At 61.6% G+C, this 16,555-nt stretch carries 21 protein-coding genes; all 21 read right to left on the reverse strand.

Annotated elements, in window-relative coordinates:
* Position 1 precedes the first annotated feature (1 nt).
* Positions 2 to 469, reverse strand: coding sequence for a lysozyme (locus SKTS_RS15505; RefSeq protein ID WP_173067045.1), 468 nt, complete (start codon positions 467 to 469; stop codon positions 2 to 4).
* On the reverse strand, positions 466 to 942 hold the full coding sequence (locus tag SKTS_RS15510) for a hypothetical protein (RefSeq protein WP_173067048.1): 477 nt from the start codon (positions 940 to 942) through the stop codon (positions 466 to 468). The genes SKTS_RS15505 and SKTS_RS15510 overlap by 4 nt, the downstream gene beginning before the upstream one ends.
* A complete protein-coding gene (locus SKTS_RS15515; RefSeq protein WP_198420375.1) occupies positions 939 to 1,232 on the reverse strand; it encodes a DUF6127 family protein in 294 nt (97 codons plus the stop codon). Before SKTS_RS15515 ends, SKTS_RS15510 begins: the two co-directional genes overlap by 4 nt.
* 66 nt (positions 1,233 to 1,298) lie before the next feature.
* Positions 1,299 to 1,577 carry a DUF2793 domain-containing protein gene (locus tag SKTS_RS15520; protein WP_198420376.1) on the reverse strand — a complete coding sequence of 93 codons (279 nt, stop codon included), beginning with the start codon at positions 1,575 to 1,577 and terminating at the stop codon, positions 1,299 to 1,301.
* Positions 1,578 to 1,648: 71 nt separating this feature from the next.
* The gene (locus tag SKTS_RS15525) at positions 1,649 to 3,859 is read right to left on the reverse strand and encodes a phage tail protein (RefSeq protein WP_173067054.1); all 2,211 of its coding nucleotides are present in this window, start codon (positions 3,857 to 3,859) and stop codon (positions 1,649 to 1,651) included.
* Positions 3,860 to 4,066 (reverse strand): hypothetical protein, encoded by a 207-nt coding sequence (locus tag SKTS_RS15530; protein ID WP_173067057.1) that lies wholly within the window; start codon positions 4,064 to 4,066, stop codon positions 3,860 to 3,862.
* Entirely contained in the window at positions 4,063 to 4,302 is a 240-nt protein-coding gene (locus tag SKTS_RS15535) for a hypothetical protein (RefSeq protein WP_173067060.1), read from the reverse strand. Before SKTS_RS15535 ends, SKTS_RS15530 begins: the two co-directional genes overlap by 4 nt.
* A 10-nt stretch (positions 4,303 to 4,312) precedes the next feature.
* Positions 4,313 to 5,110 carry a phage BR0599 family protein gene (locus SKTS_RS15540; RefSeq protein WP_173067063.1) on the reverse strand — a complete coding sequence of 266 codons (798 nt, stop codon included), beginning with the start codon at positions 5,108 to 5,110 and terminating at the stop codon, positions 4,313 to 4,315.
* Positions 5,107 to 6,795 carry a hypothetical protein gene (locus tag SKTS_RS15545; protein ID WP_173067066.1) on the reverse strand — a complete coding sequence of 563 codons (1,689 nt, stop codon included), beginning with the start codon at positions 6,793 to 6,795 and terminating at the stop codon, positions 5,107 to 5,109. Before SKTS_RS15545 ends, SKTS_RS15540 begins: the two co-directional genes overlap by 4 nt.
* A 6-nt stretch (positions 6,796 to 6,801) precedes the next feature.
* Positions 6,802 to 7,560, reverse strand: coding sequence for a hypothetical protein (locus SKTS_RS15550; protein WP_173067069.1), 759 nt, complete (start codon positions 7,558 to 7,560; stop codon positions 6,802 to 6,804).
* A gap of 8 nt (positions 7,561 to 7,568) precedes the next feature.
* Positions 7,569 to 8,375, reverse strand: a complete 807-nt coding sequence (locus tag SKTS_RS15555; protein WP_173067072.1) for a hypothetical protein — start codon at positions 8,373 to 8,375, stop codon at positions 7,569 to 7,571.
* 3 nt (positions 8,376 to 8,378) lie between these two features.
* Entirely contained in the window at positions 8,379 to 10,967 is a 2,589-nt protein-coding gene (locus SKTS_RS15560; RefSeq protein ID WP_173067075.1) for a hypothetical protein, read from the reverse strand.
* Between the two features lie 14 nt (positions 10,968 to 10,981).
* Positions 10,982 to 11,632, reverse strand: coding sequence for a DUF6441 family protein (locus SKTS_RS15565; protein ID WP_173067078.1), 651 nt, complete (start codon positions 11,630 to 11,632; stop codon positions 10,982 to 10,984).
* 174 nt (positions 11,633 to 11,806) lie between these two features.
* Positions 11,807 to 12,205 (reverse strand): hypothetical protein, encoded by a 399-nt coding sequence (locus tag SKTS_RS15570; protein WP_198420377.1) that lies wholly within the window; start codon positions 12,203 to 12,205, stop codon positions 11,807 to 11,809.
* 2 nt (positions 12,206 to 12,207) lie between these two features.
* Positions 12,208 to 12,942 carry a phage tail tube protein gene (locus SKTS_RS15575; protein WP_173067081.1) on the reverse strand — a complete coding sequence of 245 codons (735 nt, stop codon included), beginning with the start codon at positions 12,940 to 12,942 and terminating at the stop codon, positions 12,208 to 12,210.
* Positions 12,943 to 12,948: 6 nt separating this feature from the next.
* Entirely contained in the window at positions 12,949 to 13,149 is a 201-nt protein-coding gene (locus tag SKTS_RS15580) for a DUF7210 family protein (protein ID WP_173067084.1), read from the reverse strand.
* 4 nt (positions 13,150 to 13,153) lie between these two features.
* Positions 13,154 to 13,591 (reverse strand): hypothetical protein, encoded by a 438-nt coding sequence (locus tag SKTS_RS15585; RefSeq protein WP_173067087.1) that lies wholly within the window; start codon positions 13,589 to 13,591, stop codon positions 13,154 to 13,156.
* Complete coding sequence (locus SKTS_RS15590) at positions 13,591 to 13,917, reverse strand: head-tail joining protein (RefSeq protein WP_244617366.1); 327 nt, start codon at positions 13,915 to 13,917, stop codon at positions 13,591 to 13,593. The genes SKTS_RS15585 and SKTS_RS15590 overlap by 1 nt, the downstream gene beginning before the upstream one ends.
* Positions 13,875 to 14,879: a major capsid protein gene (locus SKTS_RS15595; RefSeq protein ID WP_173067090.1), complete on the reverse strand. Its 1,005-nt coding sequence runs from the start codon at positions 14,877 to 14,879 to the stop codon at positions 13,875 to 13,877. The genes SKTS_RS15590 and SKTS_RS15595 overlap by 43 nt, the downstream gene beginning before the upstream one ends.
* Before the next feature lie 13 nt (positions 14,880 to 14,892).
* Positions 14,893 to 15,273 (reverse strand): head decoration protein, encoded by a 381-nt coding sequence (locus SKTS_RS15600; protein ID WP_173067093.1) that lies wholly within the window; start codon positions 15,271 to 15,273, stop codon positions 14,893 to 14,895.
* A 3-nt stretch (positions 15,274 to 15,276) separates the two neighbouring features.
* The gene (locus tag SKTS_RS15605; RefSeq protein WP_173067095.1) at positions 15,277 to 16,554 is read right to left on the reverse strand and encodes a S49 family peptidase; all 1,278 of its coding nucleotides are present in this window, start codon (positions 16,552 to 16,554) and stop codon (positions 15,277 to 15,279) included.
* Between the last annotated feature and the right edge of the window lies 1 nt (position 16,555).

Here is a 16,555-nt window from a genome sequence, read left to right on the forward strand (position 1 = left end):
CTTACGGCTGAGACAAAAGCAACTCAGCTTCTCGAGTACGCCTCGCAATGAGACCCGGAAGCACCCGGCCCCCGCCGTAGATCCATCTACGCAATTCAACCCCGGCCTGCTGCCAGTCGCGCTGATTGACTCTTCTACGCAATGTCGACGTCTGCAAACGACCGGCACCAAGGTTGAACGTAAAATCCACGATGGCAGCGAGTCGCCCCTCGGGCTCGGTGGCCAGTACCGGACAGTAGCGCAGTGTGGCGGCAACGGCTGACTGGAGATCGCGAGCCAGATAAACCTCGGCTTCGGCCTCGGTAATTGGCGAATGCTTCGGATCGCACAGGTGGCCGTAACCAATCGTCCAGAATCCGGCAGGACACACGTAGGGGATGGCGGTGATTTCTGCGTTGCGCTTCACCTTGCGTTCGAATCCTTCGAAGCGCTTGGCCAGTTCGATGGCCATTTTCGGAATGTCGATCACGACCGCACCCGGTCGAACACACGCCCAAGGAACCAGAAATTCAGCACCCCGGCCCACAGTGCCTGATCAGCTTCAGTCCAGGCGTGAAGGATCGCTGTACCCCAGCCAGCGCCGGCGGTCACGGCAGCCACGAAGGCAGCCGTCTTAGCGGCACAGTACAGGGCCATGAACCAGTACGTGATCACCGGCCGCACGCTGATCGACAGCGCATCGGCCCAGCGCACTCCCGAGCGTTGGCCTTGTGCCGCCACGGCTTCCTTCAGAGCATCGATCGCACCGCTATTCCAGGCTGCGTCAGCTGCAGCGCCAATCTCACCCATGCGCTGTGCACCACGCAATTTCTCGAACTCCAGCGCCTTGTCCTGCATGGACAGTTCGTGACTGCGCTCGCCATTGCGGTCCATCCATTTGAGGATTTCCGGAGCGAGGCGAAACGCACCGCCGAGTAATCCACCGAGTAGTGTCTCGATCATTGCGCACCTCCGAAGAGCTTGAGTTTCACGAAGGCGCCGGCCAGCAATGCCATGACCATGCCGGTCACCAGCATCTTGATGATGGTCAGGCCAGCGGTTTTCTTGGCCTCGTTGAATGCATCGAGCAAATTGCGCAGTTCTCGAATGTCGTGCGCCGCATCCTCGCCATCAAGACCAACCTCATGCAGTGCATGCCGAGCCCCGCGTTCGGCGGCGCGCTCCAGAATTTCCTCGAATTCTTCCTGCGGCAGCGTCACCATCTTGCGCCGCTCGATTTGTGCTCCGTCCATTGTTCAGTCCTCCAGAAATGCGAAACCCGCCTCGAGAGCGGGTTCGGTGGTTGCAAAGTATTCAGTTCAGATCGCGACACCAGCACTCCATCCGGCAACCTTGTAGGCGGACAGGACCGCCTCGTCCTCGATAAAGCAGAGCCAGCCCACTTTGGGGACGTAATATTCCCAGGCGCTCGCCACGCGGACGGCGATCTGGTTGGTCTTGCCGACCCAGACACCAGTGGCACCTGCCGGAATGATGTAGCGATCACCATCGACGGGGCTCGCTGGCGGCGTAGTCAGATCCCGGTCCTTGACCGAGAGCCCAACGACTGCGCCGACGCGTTTCAAGTTTGTGTCCATGCTGGTATTCCAGCCCGACTCGCCGAGCGTCCAGCCGTAGGTCAGTCCGAGATTGGGATCAGTGCTTGCCATCAGATGCCTCCATAGTATTTGCCGTAATTGAGTCCGAAGCCGGCGCGATCAAAAATGCGCGTCTGCCGTTGCCAACTGGCGTAGCCATCGCGCACCGCTTCAACTTCAATCTTGAGTTTTCCGTTGAGGCGGCCCAGACCACTGTCGGTTACCTCATCGGCGACGAGATAGCTCCAGGACGTGGTGGTGAGGCCGGTGACGGTTTTCCGGAGAGCGCCGCTCTCGCCATAAACCCGAATGGTGTAGGTGGTTCCCGCTTCGGGACCGATGTTGGCCTCGGACTGCGTCACCAGATACACCGTCTGCTGCATCCGGTCGCGGTAGGACCAGGTCGCAGATGCCTGACCGAGAATGACCGTCGGCCACATCACGTTGTTGATCTTTACGTTCCCCGGCGGATAAGGCCGGATCATTCGCCCGGCAAAGGTATAGCTGTCCGCAGGCGCTGCCGATTCTGCCAAGCGACCGAGGCCGGTGGCCGGCAGCATTTTCACCTGCAGTGTTTCAGCAGAGAGGTACTGCTCGGTGATCAGCGCTTCCACGGCGTCGGCAAACCAGAGCCGCGCTGCTGCCAGGTGTGCTGCCGGTACCGTATCGAGCACGCCCCGATCGACCGTCACCGTGCCGGCCACTAGATTGATCGCCTTGACTGCCACGATCTCGTTGTCCAGATAAGCAATGGTGTCGAGTTTCACCACGTCCAGGTCCTGGCCATTGCCAATGGCGAGTACCGTCGCCTGTTCGTCGATGGCATTGGTAACAGTTGCATTGGGCGTAAAGCCCATTGTTTCGACTTCGGCGTAGGCGGCGCTGCCCTGGCGGGTCAGCAGTTTGACGTTGAGCGAGTCACCCGAGGGCCGGCTGGCACAGGCGACCAGAAAGCCGCCTTGCGGATCCAGTTCAGCGCGTGCCGTGGCCGACTCCCCGACCAGTCGTTTGACCACCGACCACCAGGGCGCTTCCGCCAGCCGGCGATACGGTACCGGGGCGGGTGACGTCAGCGGCGATAGCCACGAGGTCGGTGTCGGCGAAACATAGGAGGCCGATGGCAGGCCAAAGATGTCTTCCACGCATTCGATTCGTACCCGTCCATCGGTCAGCGTGCCGTAGGAGATACGCACCACCCGCATCACCAGTTGTGCAATGCCAAACTCGGGCCAGGTGAATTTGAATACATCGCCAATGTTCAGGTTGGCGGCCTGCCGGTTGGCGATCAGCGTGGCCTTGGCCAAGGGCACCGAGAGTTGTTTCAGATCGCCCAGCGCAACCCGCGAGGCCAGACTGCCATTGGCGACCCCGGGATAATCGACCGTCACCGAGGACACCACGCCGCCGGCCAGTTCCAGCGCCGCCAGGTCATGCACCGTGATGGCCCCATCCTTGTCGGTGGATCGATCGCGGTAACGAACCGTGACCTGATTGACCAGTTCCGATTCAGCTGGCCGCGAAAAACTCTCCAGTTCCAGAATGTTCGACGCATCGAGCACCAGTAAACTGGAAACGGTGTAGTCGGCTCTGGCCAGTTTCAGCACAAACTTGCCGGTACGCGGATGCACATAGAGCGTGCCATCGATATGACGCAGCACCTCGGCGATGAATTCCTCCAAGGGTTGTTCGCGATCCCACAAGATCGACAAGCCGTATTGTTCGGAGGCCAGTGTATTGGCCGCTGCCTGGAAACTGGTTGCATCAATTTCGCTCGCCGCGTAGCCCAAGCCCCACGTGGCGTTGTTCAGGCACTCGTAGATGATGTGCGACGGGTTCGCGTCATTGTTGATGTTGCCGCCACCCAAGGCCGCCGGTGCGGGAATGCGCCGCGCTTCGACGCTCCACGGCTTGACGTAAGGATTCATGGCCGACAGCAGGCATTGCTGCGCGATGAGCGACACGACGCCACGGAAGGCCGGGATGATGCTGCCGAGCATCTGCTGCAGGTAGCCGGAAACGGTTTCCGCTGGCCCACCCATCTTGATTTCGACGTAGCCCTGGACACCGCCCTCGCGGGACTCGCCACCGAAGAGTTCGGGCGCGTTGATGTAGATCGTCTGCGAGGACGTGATGCTGCCGCTCCAGGCCGTGCGCTCGCCGACGATGATGCGCGTCACGGCATCCACCGGCCCGTGGCACAGCGCCAGATGGAGTCCGGCGTAATAGCGATGGCCGACGACATAGGTGGATGAACCGCCACCGCCTTTACCGCCGCCGCCCATTTACGCTGCCTCCTGTTGCTGCGCGTGCTGTTGCTCAACCGCCTCAGCCAGACGGCTGGCCATCGCATCGCCCGTTGCGCGCAACCAGTCGGTCGTGACACCCTGTTGCCGAAAATCATCGAAGCTCACGCCATCGCGCGGGAACCACTTGCGCAGACCGGCATTGCAGTAGCCGAAGGCCTTGGCATCGTCATGGGTCACAATCATTTCTTGCCTCCACTGCCCGACGATTGACGAATTTCGGTCGTTTTGACGTCGCCATACCAGACCACATTGGCCTGACGAATGACGCGGGTGCCGAACAGCACAGGAATGGCCTTTCCGGATTCCGCCACCGGCACATCGAGGTTGCCCGGCGTGGGCGCAATGGGCTTCGGCGGCTTTGGCGTAAGCAACATGCCGATGACTGTGGTGATGACCCAGATGGCAATCTGTACCCACATGATTCAGCCCTCAGACAATGGAATCGCCCGCGAACGGGTTCTTGACGGGGATCCAGGGAAACCCGCCGAAATTGAGACTGTTGCCGAACTTGCTCTGGCAGGTGGCAAACGTCCGGTCACAGCCGGCAAAGGCTTCAAATGCCGAGCCCACAGCAATGCCCGGCAGAACGGCCGAAAGCGTGACGGTGTCGCCCGAGTGATTGGTGATCATGCGTGGCACGCCGCCGACTCGCAGATATCCTCCGGTCAACCAGCCTGTCGCCTGCGCGAGCAAGGCGCTTGATGTCACGTTCAGTCCGGACAGCGCACTCACCGTGCCGGCCACCTTGTAGGCTTGGTTGTTCATCCCGCAGCCCGGATCGAACAGTGCATGGCGGCACCCGGTCTGGTAGTGGGCGCGCAAGCCCGGCCGCTTCAGAGCCGTGAAGATCGACTCGCATCGAATCTTCGCGGTACTGCCGCTGAACACCACGGAGGCCACGCGTCCCTTCCACCAGGTGATGTACTCGGCGTCGCCCAGGTGGTTGCGGAACACCGTCAGCGACACCACGCCATTGGGCCGTGCCGCCGCGAAGAGTTGGGCCACCGCAAAGTCGCGGGCGCACTCGAGGTCAATGCCGTTGCGGGCAAAATCGGGCGACTGCTCGACGGCTGAGCGACGGATCACGGCCGGCTGATAGCTTTCGGCCTGGTAGGTAATGACATCCCGGGCACTCGTTACCGTCCATACCTGCTGACCGAGTACGAAACGATAAAGCTCGACCGGCTGGCCAGCCGCCGCCGAAATTTCCTGTGTGGTGTAGGTCATGCTTTCACGCTCAGCATCGGGATGGATGCTTCCACGACGCTGTCCGTCTGCCAGTTGATCTCGATCTGGTCGGCATCGAGTCGGGTTTTTTCCAGAAAGTAGATGGCGATCCAGTCCTCGGGGTTGGCGTCGAACCCGAAGGACTGGTTGATCGTCATCACTTCTTCGTCACCGATGGTTCCTGCCCCGAAACTTGAGACGGTGCGGAAATACCAGGTGCCGTTTTTGTAGAGGAACGCGGCTTCGGTGCGCCCCGGCATCGGGTTGAAATAGAGTGCGTAACCGCGCGAGGCAACCGTCATCACCGTCTGGTTGGAGAGGATTTTCTTGACCGGGACGATGGAGGCTTCCCAGGTCGGGTGCCAGAACGCGGTCAAGCGGCCCTGGCGGGCGGCCAGCCATGCCTTGAAGGCGGCGACCTCGGTGCGGTTCTTGAAGAGGTAGTCGAAGGAACGGCGCACGAAGGGTCGCGCGGCATGATCATCCACTGCCGTGATGCCGGTGTCGAAATCCAACACTTCGGCCAGCCGCCGATAGTCACTCTCCACGTCGCGCACCCGGTTCGGGCGTGTGATCCAGACCGGGGTCGAGTTGAAGGTGGTGGTCGAGTCCTGCTTGGTGATGGCCGTGGTACCGGCGATATCGAACACCAGCCGGGCGGTGGCGATGGCGTCCGTCACTCGCGAGACCGCTTGTGTCACGCGCAGCCGCGCCGTGCGCGCCGGTGTCACAAACGCGCCTGCCGGCCAGGATTGCAGCAAGGGCTGCTTCAGTGTCACAGCGTTGCTCGCCACCGACAGCACCTCTGCCGCCTCGGTGTTGCGACTGTCTGAGCCAATCACCAGGAGACCGTCTGCCTCGTATTCGAGATTGGTGGTGGTCAGCGGAATCACCGTACTGCCTGCTGCGATGGCTGCCGTGAGCACCGCCTTGTCAGGCCAGATCGGCAGCGCATAGACCCGCGATTGCCAGGCCGAGAGCAGCACATCCAGCAGCGCGGCATCCACACTGCCCACCAGAATCGAGAACTCCAGGGAGCGGCGCGGCTTGGCCCGCAAGCTGACCCGTTGTTCTGTACCGTCGCGGGCGGTGAGTACGTCGGTCGCCCACATCAAGCGTTCCAGCCAGCCGTCTGCCCAGTTGGGTTTGAGTCCGAACACCACGACGCGTCGGCCCGAGATCGACAGCGTCGGCGCTTCATCCGGAAACTGGAAGGTGAAATCCGCTTCGATCACGGGTGGTCCGTCGAGGCTCACCGAGACGTTGTGCAGGCGGGACTCCAGCATGCCGTAAGTCGTTGGCGGATTGGCCGGGGCGGCAAGAGATATACCGCCATCGTTCGCACCGATCACCGCCGTCAAGGTTTGAGACGCGAAGTGCGCGTTCCACACCTCAACCTGGCGCATCTGTGTCGACAGCAGATTGCCCAGTGCGATCGTGGCCGGCAAGAGATGGACGTGGTGATACCAGTCCTGCTCAAACTGGCGAACCAGATTTCCCGAGAAGGCCGAAACGATCTCGCTGATCGGCAGGTTGTTGGTCTTCACGCCGGCATTGGGCGGATTGCCGGCCAACGCTGCCGCATAGGGCAGCGTCAAGGGCGCAGGCAGGAACTTGGCCGCCGCGCCATAGGCGGGATTCCCAGGAAGCCCCGAGGGCAGGACAGCGCCGCTATACGTGGCCATGAGTCGTCATTTCAAGAACCCGTAACCGCCGTAGCTCATGGAGAAGACCATCCAGTCATTGCCACCCAGGGTTACCACGTCCTTGTTAACGTACTGACCGTTCATGCGCAGCACCCGGGCACCCGGGGCATAGCCCATCATCGAATAGAAACCAGACGGAGTTGGGCGACCGACCTCGATGGTCGCGGGATACTGCGGCGTGACACCGTTAAATGCAATCGGCGCATAGCTATCCAGTTGCCGTGCATATCCGGAATAGAACGCCCGCACGGCATCTACCCCCGAGGTGCCGACCTTCCATTTGTTGGTGTTGCCGTCGATGTCGGTCCGCATATAGGTGCTGTAGGTATCCGACAGGAAGGCGCCTCCTGTAAATGTGCAGGTCTTGGTGATCGCTCCGAACAAGAACGGCGCATAGGTAGTGCTCGCGGTTTGCACGATGCAGTAACACCAGCCATCACCGCCAAACAGGAAATACTCGGCACTGCCCGACAGTTGCGTGACCGAGTACGAGCCTGATGCCACGGTCTGCGACGCATAGGCCAGACCGCTGCTGAAACTGGTCGAGCCATAACCCGCTACATAAGTCGCGTAGGAATGCAGATTGACGAACTGCCCGGTGGCGGCATGTTGCAGATGCAGGCGGAAATACCCTGCGTCCGCTTGATACATCAGTTGCACGTAGCCGCAGGAGCCAGTGGCGAAGAGCCGAATCTTGTCGAGCAGGTCGTTGGCGGAGGTGGTGATGCCAGACTGGAATGCCATCGATTACCTCACGCGAGCTTCAAGGCCCAGTAGTCGCTGTACCCGGTGCGAAAGACATCCTGTACCACCAGGTGATCAACGCCACCGACATTGATAATGTTCTCGGCCGCGTTGGCGTAACCCGGCACGGCGTAGCAGCCGTCCATCTCGCCCAGCCCAATGTGGATAAATGGCAGCAGCGGATAAGATCCGTCCGGACATTCGCGCATGGTTCCGCCCCAACTGCTCGGCCACATTGCCGACACGCCCGTCCAGACCCCGGTCGGCGCGTAATACGCGCCCGAATAGCCCGACGACTTGGGCAGGTGATTGCGGTATTGGTAGGAATTGCTCCAGCGCGTCGACCCGTTATAGGTGCCACCGATCAACAGGGGGTACGGGTACTGTCCTGGCGTGGCATAGGGCAGGAAAAGTCCCAGGTGCATCATTTCGTAATAGGTGCCAGTCTTGGCCACCATGACGATGCGCCGGCCATTGGCCACGATCCAGTACGGCATGGCGGAGGCCATGAGGAGTGCGTAGAACGGACCGCCCGGGTTGTACTGCCCGTCGAACGTCTGCGCCGCGTTCCAGCCAACGAAGCCACGGAGTTTCCAGTTGCCATAGTCGGCTCCGGCTTCTGACAGGATGCCAACGTTGACCTGATCGGTTCCCGCCAACCCGGGCCCTTGCAGCACCAATTCCGCCGGCGGTCCCGGTACCCAGCGCAGCACCGACCAGCGCTCGTTGGCTGGCAGCATGTCCTGAGTGACAAACTGCTTGAGGCGGTTCAGCAGATCGAGATAGTCGGTGGCAGTGCCACTGGTAAAAGCCATGGCTTACCTCAGTAATTCGCGCACGGCAGAGCCGTTACGGGAAAGGACGTTGAGAATGGTTTTTTCTCCGGCGGCCGAATTGAGATAGTCGCCAGCCATGCCAGGGTCGATGACATTCACGATGCGCACCGATTGCGAGGGCGCAGCGTTAGGCGCTGGCGATACCGCCGGCACCAGGCCACCGTCAGCGAAGGCCAGTCGTTGCCCACTCCATCGGGGCGCCGATAGGCCACCATTCAAGGCATGCAGGAAATCAACACCGACGCGGCGCACAGCATCCGCCCGCAGCACGTATTCGCCGGTGGAGAGACGTGCCGGAATGGAGTCACTGGTGGTAGTACCGGGGCCGGTGACATACCCGCCACCAGCGAATCCTGCCCACTTGAAGAGGCCGGAGACCAAACCGCCCAAGCCGCCCGTGCCGCCTTTGGTCATGCCACCAAAGAGTTCCTCGGCGATCTTCTGCGCGGCGATACGGTTGATGGCCGAGAGCACCGAGCGGGCAAAATCACCAAACGCGTCGGAGGCCGATTTCGCACCCGACCCGATCTGTTCGAACATCGTCGCGAAGGCGTTCTCGACGTCGCCGTTGATGCGTGTGGCCACGTCATCGGCCACGGTCTTGAGACCCGCCACTTCCACCTTGAGCCGAGCGACCCGGTTGATGGCTTCCTCTGAACCCGTCGCGGCGGCGAGGGCCTGCATCTTGGGGATCATGCCTTCCACTTCGGTGGCGGTCTGTTGGTGCACCGTCAGCACCTCGCGCCGCATCTGCGCCTCGGTAATCATCCCGGCATCCTTCTGCACCTGGAGTTCCCGTTCGCGAATGCTCATGCGGTCGGTGACGTTCTGATACTGGCGTTCGAGTTTTGCCAGTTCCGCCATGTCCGCTTCGACGTTGATCAGACGGCCGACATCGGCAGCACCCGTGGTGTCGCCCATGCGTTGCAGTTTTTCGATCAGGGGCTGGTATTCGCGTTCGAGGCGGGTCCGGGTGACATCGCCGCCGGCCCCGCCACGGATCTCGGCCATGCGGTCGCGCACACGGGCCAACTCGTCCGCCAGTTCCTTCTCGGCCTTGGCCGCAGCATGCGCGTTGGCGATCTCGACTTCGCCGCGCTTCATGTTGAGCACGGTGATCTCGCCCTCGAGTTTCTTCACCTCGGCTTTGGCGCGCAGGCGCTGCGCTTCATCCTTGCCGCCGACGGCCACCGCCGATTGCGCGCTCAGTTCCTGCTGCTTTGCCGTGAGTTCCTGGTCGATGGCCTGCTGCTCGATCTGTGTCTTGCGGGCGTAGTAGTCGCGCACGGACACCAGGCGGTCGTCGAGCGAACGATCGAGGGTTGCTTTCTGAAGATCGAGCCCTTCCTTCAGCACTTTGAATTCGGACTCGGCCTGTGCTTTGACCACGGCGAGTTTTGCGCCAGTGGCGTCCTTCTCCGCACCCTCGGCGGACTTCTTTTCGCACTTGCCATTGACCCACTGGCCGCCCGACACGACGCAGGCGATGCGCTGCATGTCCTCGGTTGGTTTGCCGGTCGGTGACTTCTCGTCCGGACGCTTGGGGCTGGTCAGCGCATCGAGCCGCTGCTTCGACGCCGCCAGTTCCTGCTCCCATTGCGCGAGGTTCTTCCTGAGCGTTGCCATCGCGCCTTCGTTGAACTTCACATCGAAGGGCATGAACGGCACCGGCGCTTTGCCGGTATCGACCTTCTTGCGGGTCGAATCGACCAATTCCTGAATGCGCGCGACCTCGTCACGTGCCTGCTTGATTTCGGTCCCGTTGAACAGGAGATTGCCGACCCCGCCCAGACCCACCCACATAGCCTTCAACTTGCCCGAGTCGTTCGCCGCCTCGCGCATGGCATTCGTGATGTTGATGAGTTCGGGCAGGAAATCGCGGGCCAGCGTGATGCCAAGTGCCGACGACGAGGCTTTGAGTGCCGTGAGATTGTCGTTGAACGCTTCCGCCGAACGCGCCGTTTCGGTGGTGAGCTTCAAACCCAGGCGTTCGGCTTCCGCCGTGAGTTGATTGATGCCGGCCGCCCCCTGGTTCAGGAACGGAATCATGTCCATGCCACTCTTGCCGAAGATCTTGACGGCAAGCGCTGTCTTGACCGCACCATCTTCCAGATTGGCGAAGACGTTGGCCACCTGCAGCAGCACATCCTCGGTGGACTTCATGCTGCCATCGGCATTCTTGACGGAGATGCCGAGTGCCTGGAACAGCTGCGCGCCATCACCGATGCCGGTATTGGCCTCGGTGATATTCTGCGACAGGCTCTTGATGCCTTTTTGCAGCGACTCCAGGCTGACGTCCGACAACTGCGCGGCAAAGCGCAAGGTCGACAGCGCTTCCACCGAGATGCCGATTTTCTGCGAGAGCTTGTTGAGATGATCGGCCGCGTCGATGGCACCTTTGATCATGGCAGCGAACCCGGCTACCGACAGAGAAACGCCCAGGCCTGCCAGCAGTCCTTTGACCCGGTTCGACTCGTCGCCGAGTTTGGCGAGGTTGCCGCGAATCGAATCGAAGGCCGATCGGGTTTGATCGACGGCAGTAATCAGCAGTTGTGCGCGGTCTTGGGTCACGGGTGGCTCGGGTCCTAAATCTTGGAGAGTTGCGTTTCAATGGCTCGGGCGAGGACGGGCAACTGGCCCCGTACCACGCCGGCCAGATCGAAGCGCCGTTTCAGCGTCACGTTGGGCACCAGGACGGCGATCGGGATTTCCTGGCCGCGCTTCACGCTCTTGGTGCCTGTGCGTTTGCGTTCGGCCCGCTTGAATCGCGCCAGCGACGACGCGTTCTCGCGCAGGTTCTCGGCCATCAAGATGACGCGACCGCCCTTCTGAATGAAGTACGCATTGCCGGAACGAATCAGGGCATCAATGACACGTTTGAAGGCACGCCGACCGATGCGACGACCTTCCTCGGTCAGCGGAATCAGCATCCGCCCGGAGAGGGTTCCGCCCCGGACATGGATACCCAGCCACGGAATCTTCGAGCCGATGAGAACTGCGGGCAGTTTGTCCTTGTCACGGTCGTAGACCTTGGCGCGCAATGAATTCACGAAGGCCGCTTTCTTGACCGTGAAATCGGACTTCATTTTGCTGCGCACGACATCGGCCACCGACTTGCCGCCGGCTTGCATGCCCGTGGCCACAGCCTTGTGAATAGCGGCCTGCTTTTGTCGCGTCCAGGCCTCGAGCGTGGATTTGTCGAGCAGGCCGGAAGTGGTCAGGGAAATCTTAAGCATCAAGGCGCCTCATGAACTTCTTGATGGCATCGCTGCTGCCTTGTGCCCCAACACTCACGACCGACAGGAGATTCGCCAGACGCCGCGACTCCTGCCGATCGATTGCGGCGATGAAGGCATCGACCTGCGCCAGGGTGTAATTCAGGATGCTGGCGTAGGCATGCCCGGCATCAATCAGTCGCTGGACTGCATCGCTCCAGGGATCCTGGCTCCCAGGGTTTGGCTTACCCGCGTCGCCGCCTCGGTCAGGCTCGGCAGCACGCGCTGGATAAAAAAATCGGCATTCACCTCGAATACCGCTTCTGCCAAACGCACTGCATCGTCGAGCGCCAGACTCGTCACCCATTCGGACGGGCGACGACTGGCGATGGCGACCGCGTCGATCACCGCTTCGCCGTGCAGAGCCAGAAGCGCCAGCCAGTCGGGAGAGGCCGACAGACTGGCCGCCACCGGCTGCACGGCGCGAGCGAAGGCCGGCACGTCGCCGACCCTGAGCGGTGTGAGTTCGAGACGTTCGCAGCCGATGACGAGTGACACCGGCACCGGCGGCAGGGCTGCAAAGGTGTCGCTCATCATCACAACAGGACGATGCGGCCAAACTGGCCAAGCGCGCCCGCAGCCGCCTTGGTCAGATCAGCCAACACTTGACCGGAGAGTTCGAACTTCATCAGGTCCGCGCTGATAACCGACAAGTCCTTCGCCGGATTGATGGCCACCCGGTAGAGGTCGATCACGACTTCCTTGTTGGCGTCCGCCGTGTTCAAACCTTCGAAGCGAACCCAACGCTCGGGCAGAGGCTGCGTAAACATCGCTGTGACGCTGGCAGCCCCATAGCTGTAACTGGCCGCGATGGCTCCCGTGACGCCGGTGATGTCAGTAAACATGATCGAACCGTGCTTGGCGTTGACCGTGTATTTGCCCGCCGCCACGGTGGTCGCTCCTGCCTTCACCACGACTGTGGAGACGTTTTGCTTGCCGAGCAGATAGAGCTTGCTGAGTTCCGCCGCCGCGATCACCGGCTCGTCGGTCACCGTGCCCGTGGTCACGGTCGTGGTGGAGCCGTAAAGGGCGAGTTCCAGGTTCGACTGGATGAGTTCTTCCAGGGTGCAGGCAAACTCGCCCTTCTTGGTCTTGATGAGTTGAAGATCGGTCAGTCGCTGGCCGGATTGGGATTCCTGATGCTCCAGGGTTTCGACCGAGAGTGACACCTTGAGGTCGGGGACGTTGCCGACGAAGGTGAGGCCTTGCGGATTGCCGCTGGTGTCACGCGAACCGATGAATACGCGTCCTTGTCCAGAGAAATAGGTCATGTGGTGTTACTCCTTGGTTGAGGGAATCGGAGATGCGGGGGTTGCTTCGTTGTGGCGCGAGCGCCGGGGCTCGGCAGACGTGGCGGCCTGGCCAACGCCGTGCTCGATGAGCCAATTCGCCGTGCCGTCATCGACATCGATGATGGTTCCAACGTCATGCTCGACGCCGGCATGGGTGTGGATCTTGAGAAGTTCAATTTGCGACATGGGGTTATCCTTTCTGGGTGAGGTCGTGGGCCAGCGTGCGGTAGGTGACGCGGTAGCGGGATGGCAGTGCCGCCACGTCCATGTCGGAGTCGTCTTGCTGCCAGTCGGTGTCGGTTTCTTCCATCCCCAGCGCCAGGCCACTGAGGGTTACGTCGGCCAACAGCGCGGCGTGTGCGGCGGTCATCAGGCGATCTACTACGGGCTCAGGGAGTTCCGTCGCTGTTCCCGTTGCCAGCGCCACGATGCGAATCACCAGTTCCCGCTCGGTACGATCATTGACGCGGCGTACCGCTTCCGATTCTGGGAAGACAAGGAGCGCAGGCATTTGCGCCCGATCGGACGGCACAGTGGGCTGGCGACGGATCGTCGCTCCCTGTGCCGAGGCAACAGGGGAGAGCCTCGCCACCACGGTTTGAATGATCTGTTCCCGGATGCTTTGCATCACAACCTCGACAAGGTTGCTACCGACTCGGAACCATCCCGAATCTGGCGCACTTCGCGCACCCGGTAGGACTGGCCAGCGATCTCTACCGCATCGCCCTGGCTCAGCGTCAGACGCTCGCTCGGGTATTCGATCTGGTAGTCACGTGAGAGCGCCAGCCCATCAAGCACACTGTCATCCGGCGCACGAAACGCCGCCTGCACCGTGACCGCACCCACCTTTACGGTGGTCAGCAGTCCGCAGCGCGCGGCAGCGTCGTACAGGTCGGCGACGTTCATCGGTGTCAGGCCGCTGTGAGCTTCACCAGCACACCCGGGCGATGGCACATCGGCAGCGGATTCGCTTGGGTATGCAGATCGGTGCCGCGATCGAACTTGCGGGGTTCCTGCTTGGCGTACAGCGGCTGGCCCAGTGTGTTCGCGGTTTCGTTGAAATCAGCCGGTGCAAAGTAGGTGCTGAAGGTGTCCACCGTGCCGATCGGGAAGCAATGTGCTTCACCCGCCGCGATGAAGCGACGCGTCGCACCCGTGGCATCCGTAGCCTGGCCGCGATACTCCTCGAAGGTCACGCCACCGAAGGTGAAACCGGCACGCATGTCGTTGATCAGCACGGCACCTTGCTGCCAGTACGTGTAAGCGTCCTTCACCTTGGCGTGGTCGGTCAGGGCATCGAAGAACTCCGGCGAGCACAGGCAGTGGATGCCGGTCATGAACTCACCTTTAAGGTTGTCCTCGAGGTGGCGCAGCACATCGGCGCACTTCTTCTTGACGTTAGTGCCGGCGACGGCGAGTTCGAAATTGACCGTGGCCGGAGTGATGCCGAACTCGTCGTAGAGGTCGTAGATCACCGAGCCATCGGCATCCAGAATGACGCCCTTGAGCGCGCCCATACGCAGGTGCTCCAGTGTGATCGAATGCTTGTTGCGCATGGTTTCCAGATGCCGCGCCATGACACCGGCCACGGACTCCATCTCGGTTTCCGAGCCGAAGGCGCGGATGCCCTGGACTTCCTCGGGCAACACCACATCGTCGTGCGGGATGTGGGGAATGACGAAGGATCGCACGGTGCGCTTGCCACGTGCGCCAACCGTGCCGGGCGACCCCGGCGGCATCGAGGGCAGCAGGTTGAGCACCCCGTTTTGCTCTTCGACGATGACCTGCCGGGTGCGCACGGGTTTGGCCGGAAACAGGTTGAGTGCTTCCATGCGACCGTAGCGGTTGGGAATGATATTGATGGCGGACGTGAGGGCCGCCATCGAGAAAGCCGGGGTGTTGAACACATTGTTCATGGTGATGATTTCCTTAGGCGGATTGACGGATGAGGATGCCGCGCGCTTCGAGGGCGGCGATGGCTGCAGCCTTCTGCTCGGCGGCAATGCCGGCAGGCCAGGCCACGGCGTGCGAAGCAACGATGGCGTGCCGAGCGAGCAGCAAGGCGTCGTCGCGCTGGATCAGAGTGGCATCGATCGCACCCAGCAGAATGCCAGCGACGTCTTCGGTGCCATCAGTGGCGACCGGATCAAAGCGCTTCAGCTTGCCGGTGGCCGTGACGCGGCCGACGACTGCACCGAGTTCTAGGTTCTGCCCGGATGCGACGGTGACCTGCTCGCGGGAGTAGTTGAGGCAATCCTCTTCGTACTTCAGGAGATTGCCGAGATTGAGGGGTTCGTTGATGGCATTCATGGGTCAGTCCTTTCCTGTGAGTTTCTTGACGGCTTTCATGAGCAGGTTTTGCTCGGGAGATGCCGCCGTGGTGGCTGCATCGGGATGGATCACCGAAGTGATCTCGGGGCTCTCGGCACGCGAGGCCAGCAAGACCCGTCGCACTTGAGATTCGCTGGCGCCTTCGGCGAGGAAGGTCGCAATGCGCTGCGGCTGACCTGCCAGTTGGCAGAGTTCCGCAATCGCCAGAGCATCGGCGCGGGCCGCCTGAGTCGCGGTTTTGACGGCATCGTCGACAACGTCATCGGTCGTCGCTGTGGACGACGATTCGGCCGTCGATTCGGCAGGCGATTGCGTCGGTGGAAGAGTCGGTGCTTCGGGTGCAACGGGGACGTCGGGTGTTTCGAGTTTCATAGGAATCTCCAGTTGAGATGGCGCGGAAACGGACAGGCTGTGGGCCGCCGCATTCCGCGAGCGACGTGCCGTGAGAAACGAACTAAAGTCAGCGAGGACGGTATCGAAGCTGCCTTGCGCATCGGCGAGCCCTGCAGTCACGGCTTCGGGGCCGAAGTACAGGCCGGCTTGGGTGGAGCGAACGAAACGTGATTCGAGGTTGCGCATCACTGCCACGTGATCGACGAAGATGCCGTAGAGCCGGTCCACCTCGGTCTGCAGTCGTGCAGAAGCCTCTTTGTCCAGCGGTTGGTGGGGCGAAAAATCGTTCTTCTGGTCGCCGGCAGTGATGGCGGTGTAGCGATAGCCCTCCTGAGCGTCACGCGCCGACTGATCGACGTGCATGGCGATGACGCCAATCGAGCCGACCCCGGCGGTCTGCGTCACATAAACCCGCGACGCCGCTGAGGCAATGGCGTAGGCCGCCGAGAATGCCGAGTCAGAGGCAATCGACCAGACCGGTTTCACCGCATCGACGGCACGCACCCGCCCGGCGAGTTCGAACACGCCACCGGCTTCACCACCGGGGGAATCCACATCGAGCAGGATGCCGGTGACACTCGGGTCGGCCAGGGCAGCGTCGAGCATCGCGCTGATCTCGCCATAGGACGTGAGCCCGGACGCCGCTTCCATGCCGAGCGAGCGCCGAACCAGCGTGCCGTAGACGGGAATCACGGCAATGCCGGGCGGCGCATCGGGAAGACCACGTGGCGGCGGAATCGGCAGGCCGGCTGATGGTGATGGCCAGCCGATCCGATCACCCAACACCGCCAGGATGATGTCGAGTTTGGAACGGGCGACAAGGAGCGGCGTCCCGTACAGACGGGACGCCAGGTGCGGTAGCTGCATT

Origin of the sequence: Sulfurimicrobium lacus, assembly GCF_011764585.1 — a bacterium.
GTDB classification, from domain to species: domain Bacteria; phylum Pseudomonadota; class Gammaproteobacteria; order Burkholderiales; family Sulfuricellaceae; genus Sulfurimicrobium; species Sulfurimicrobium lacus.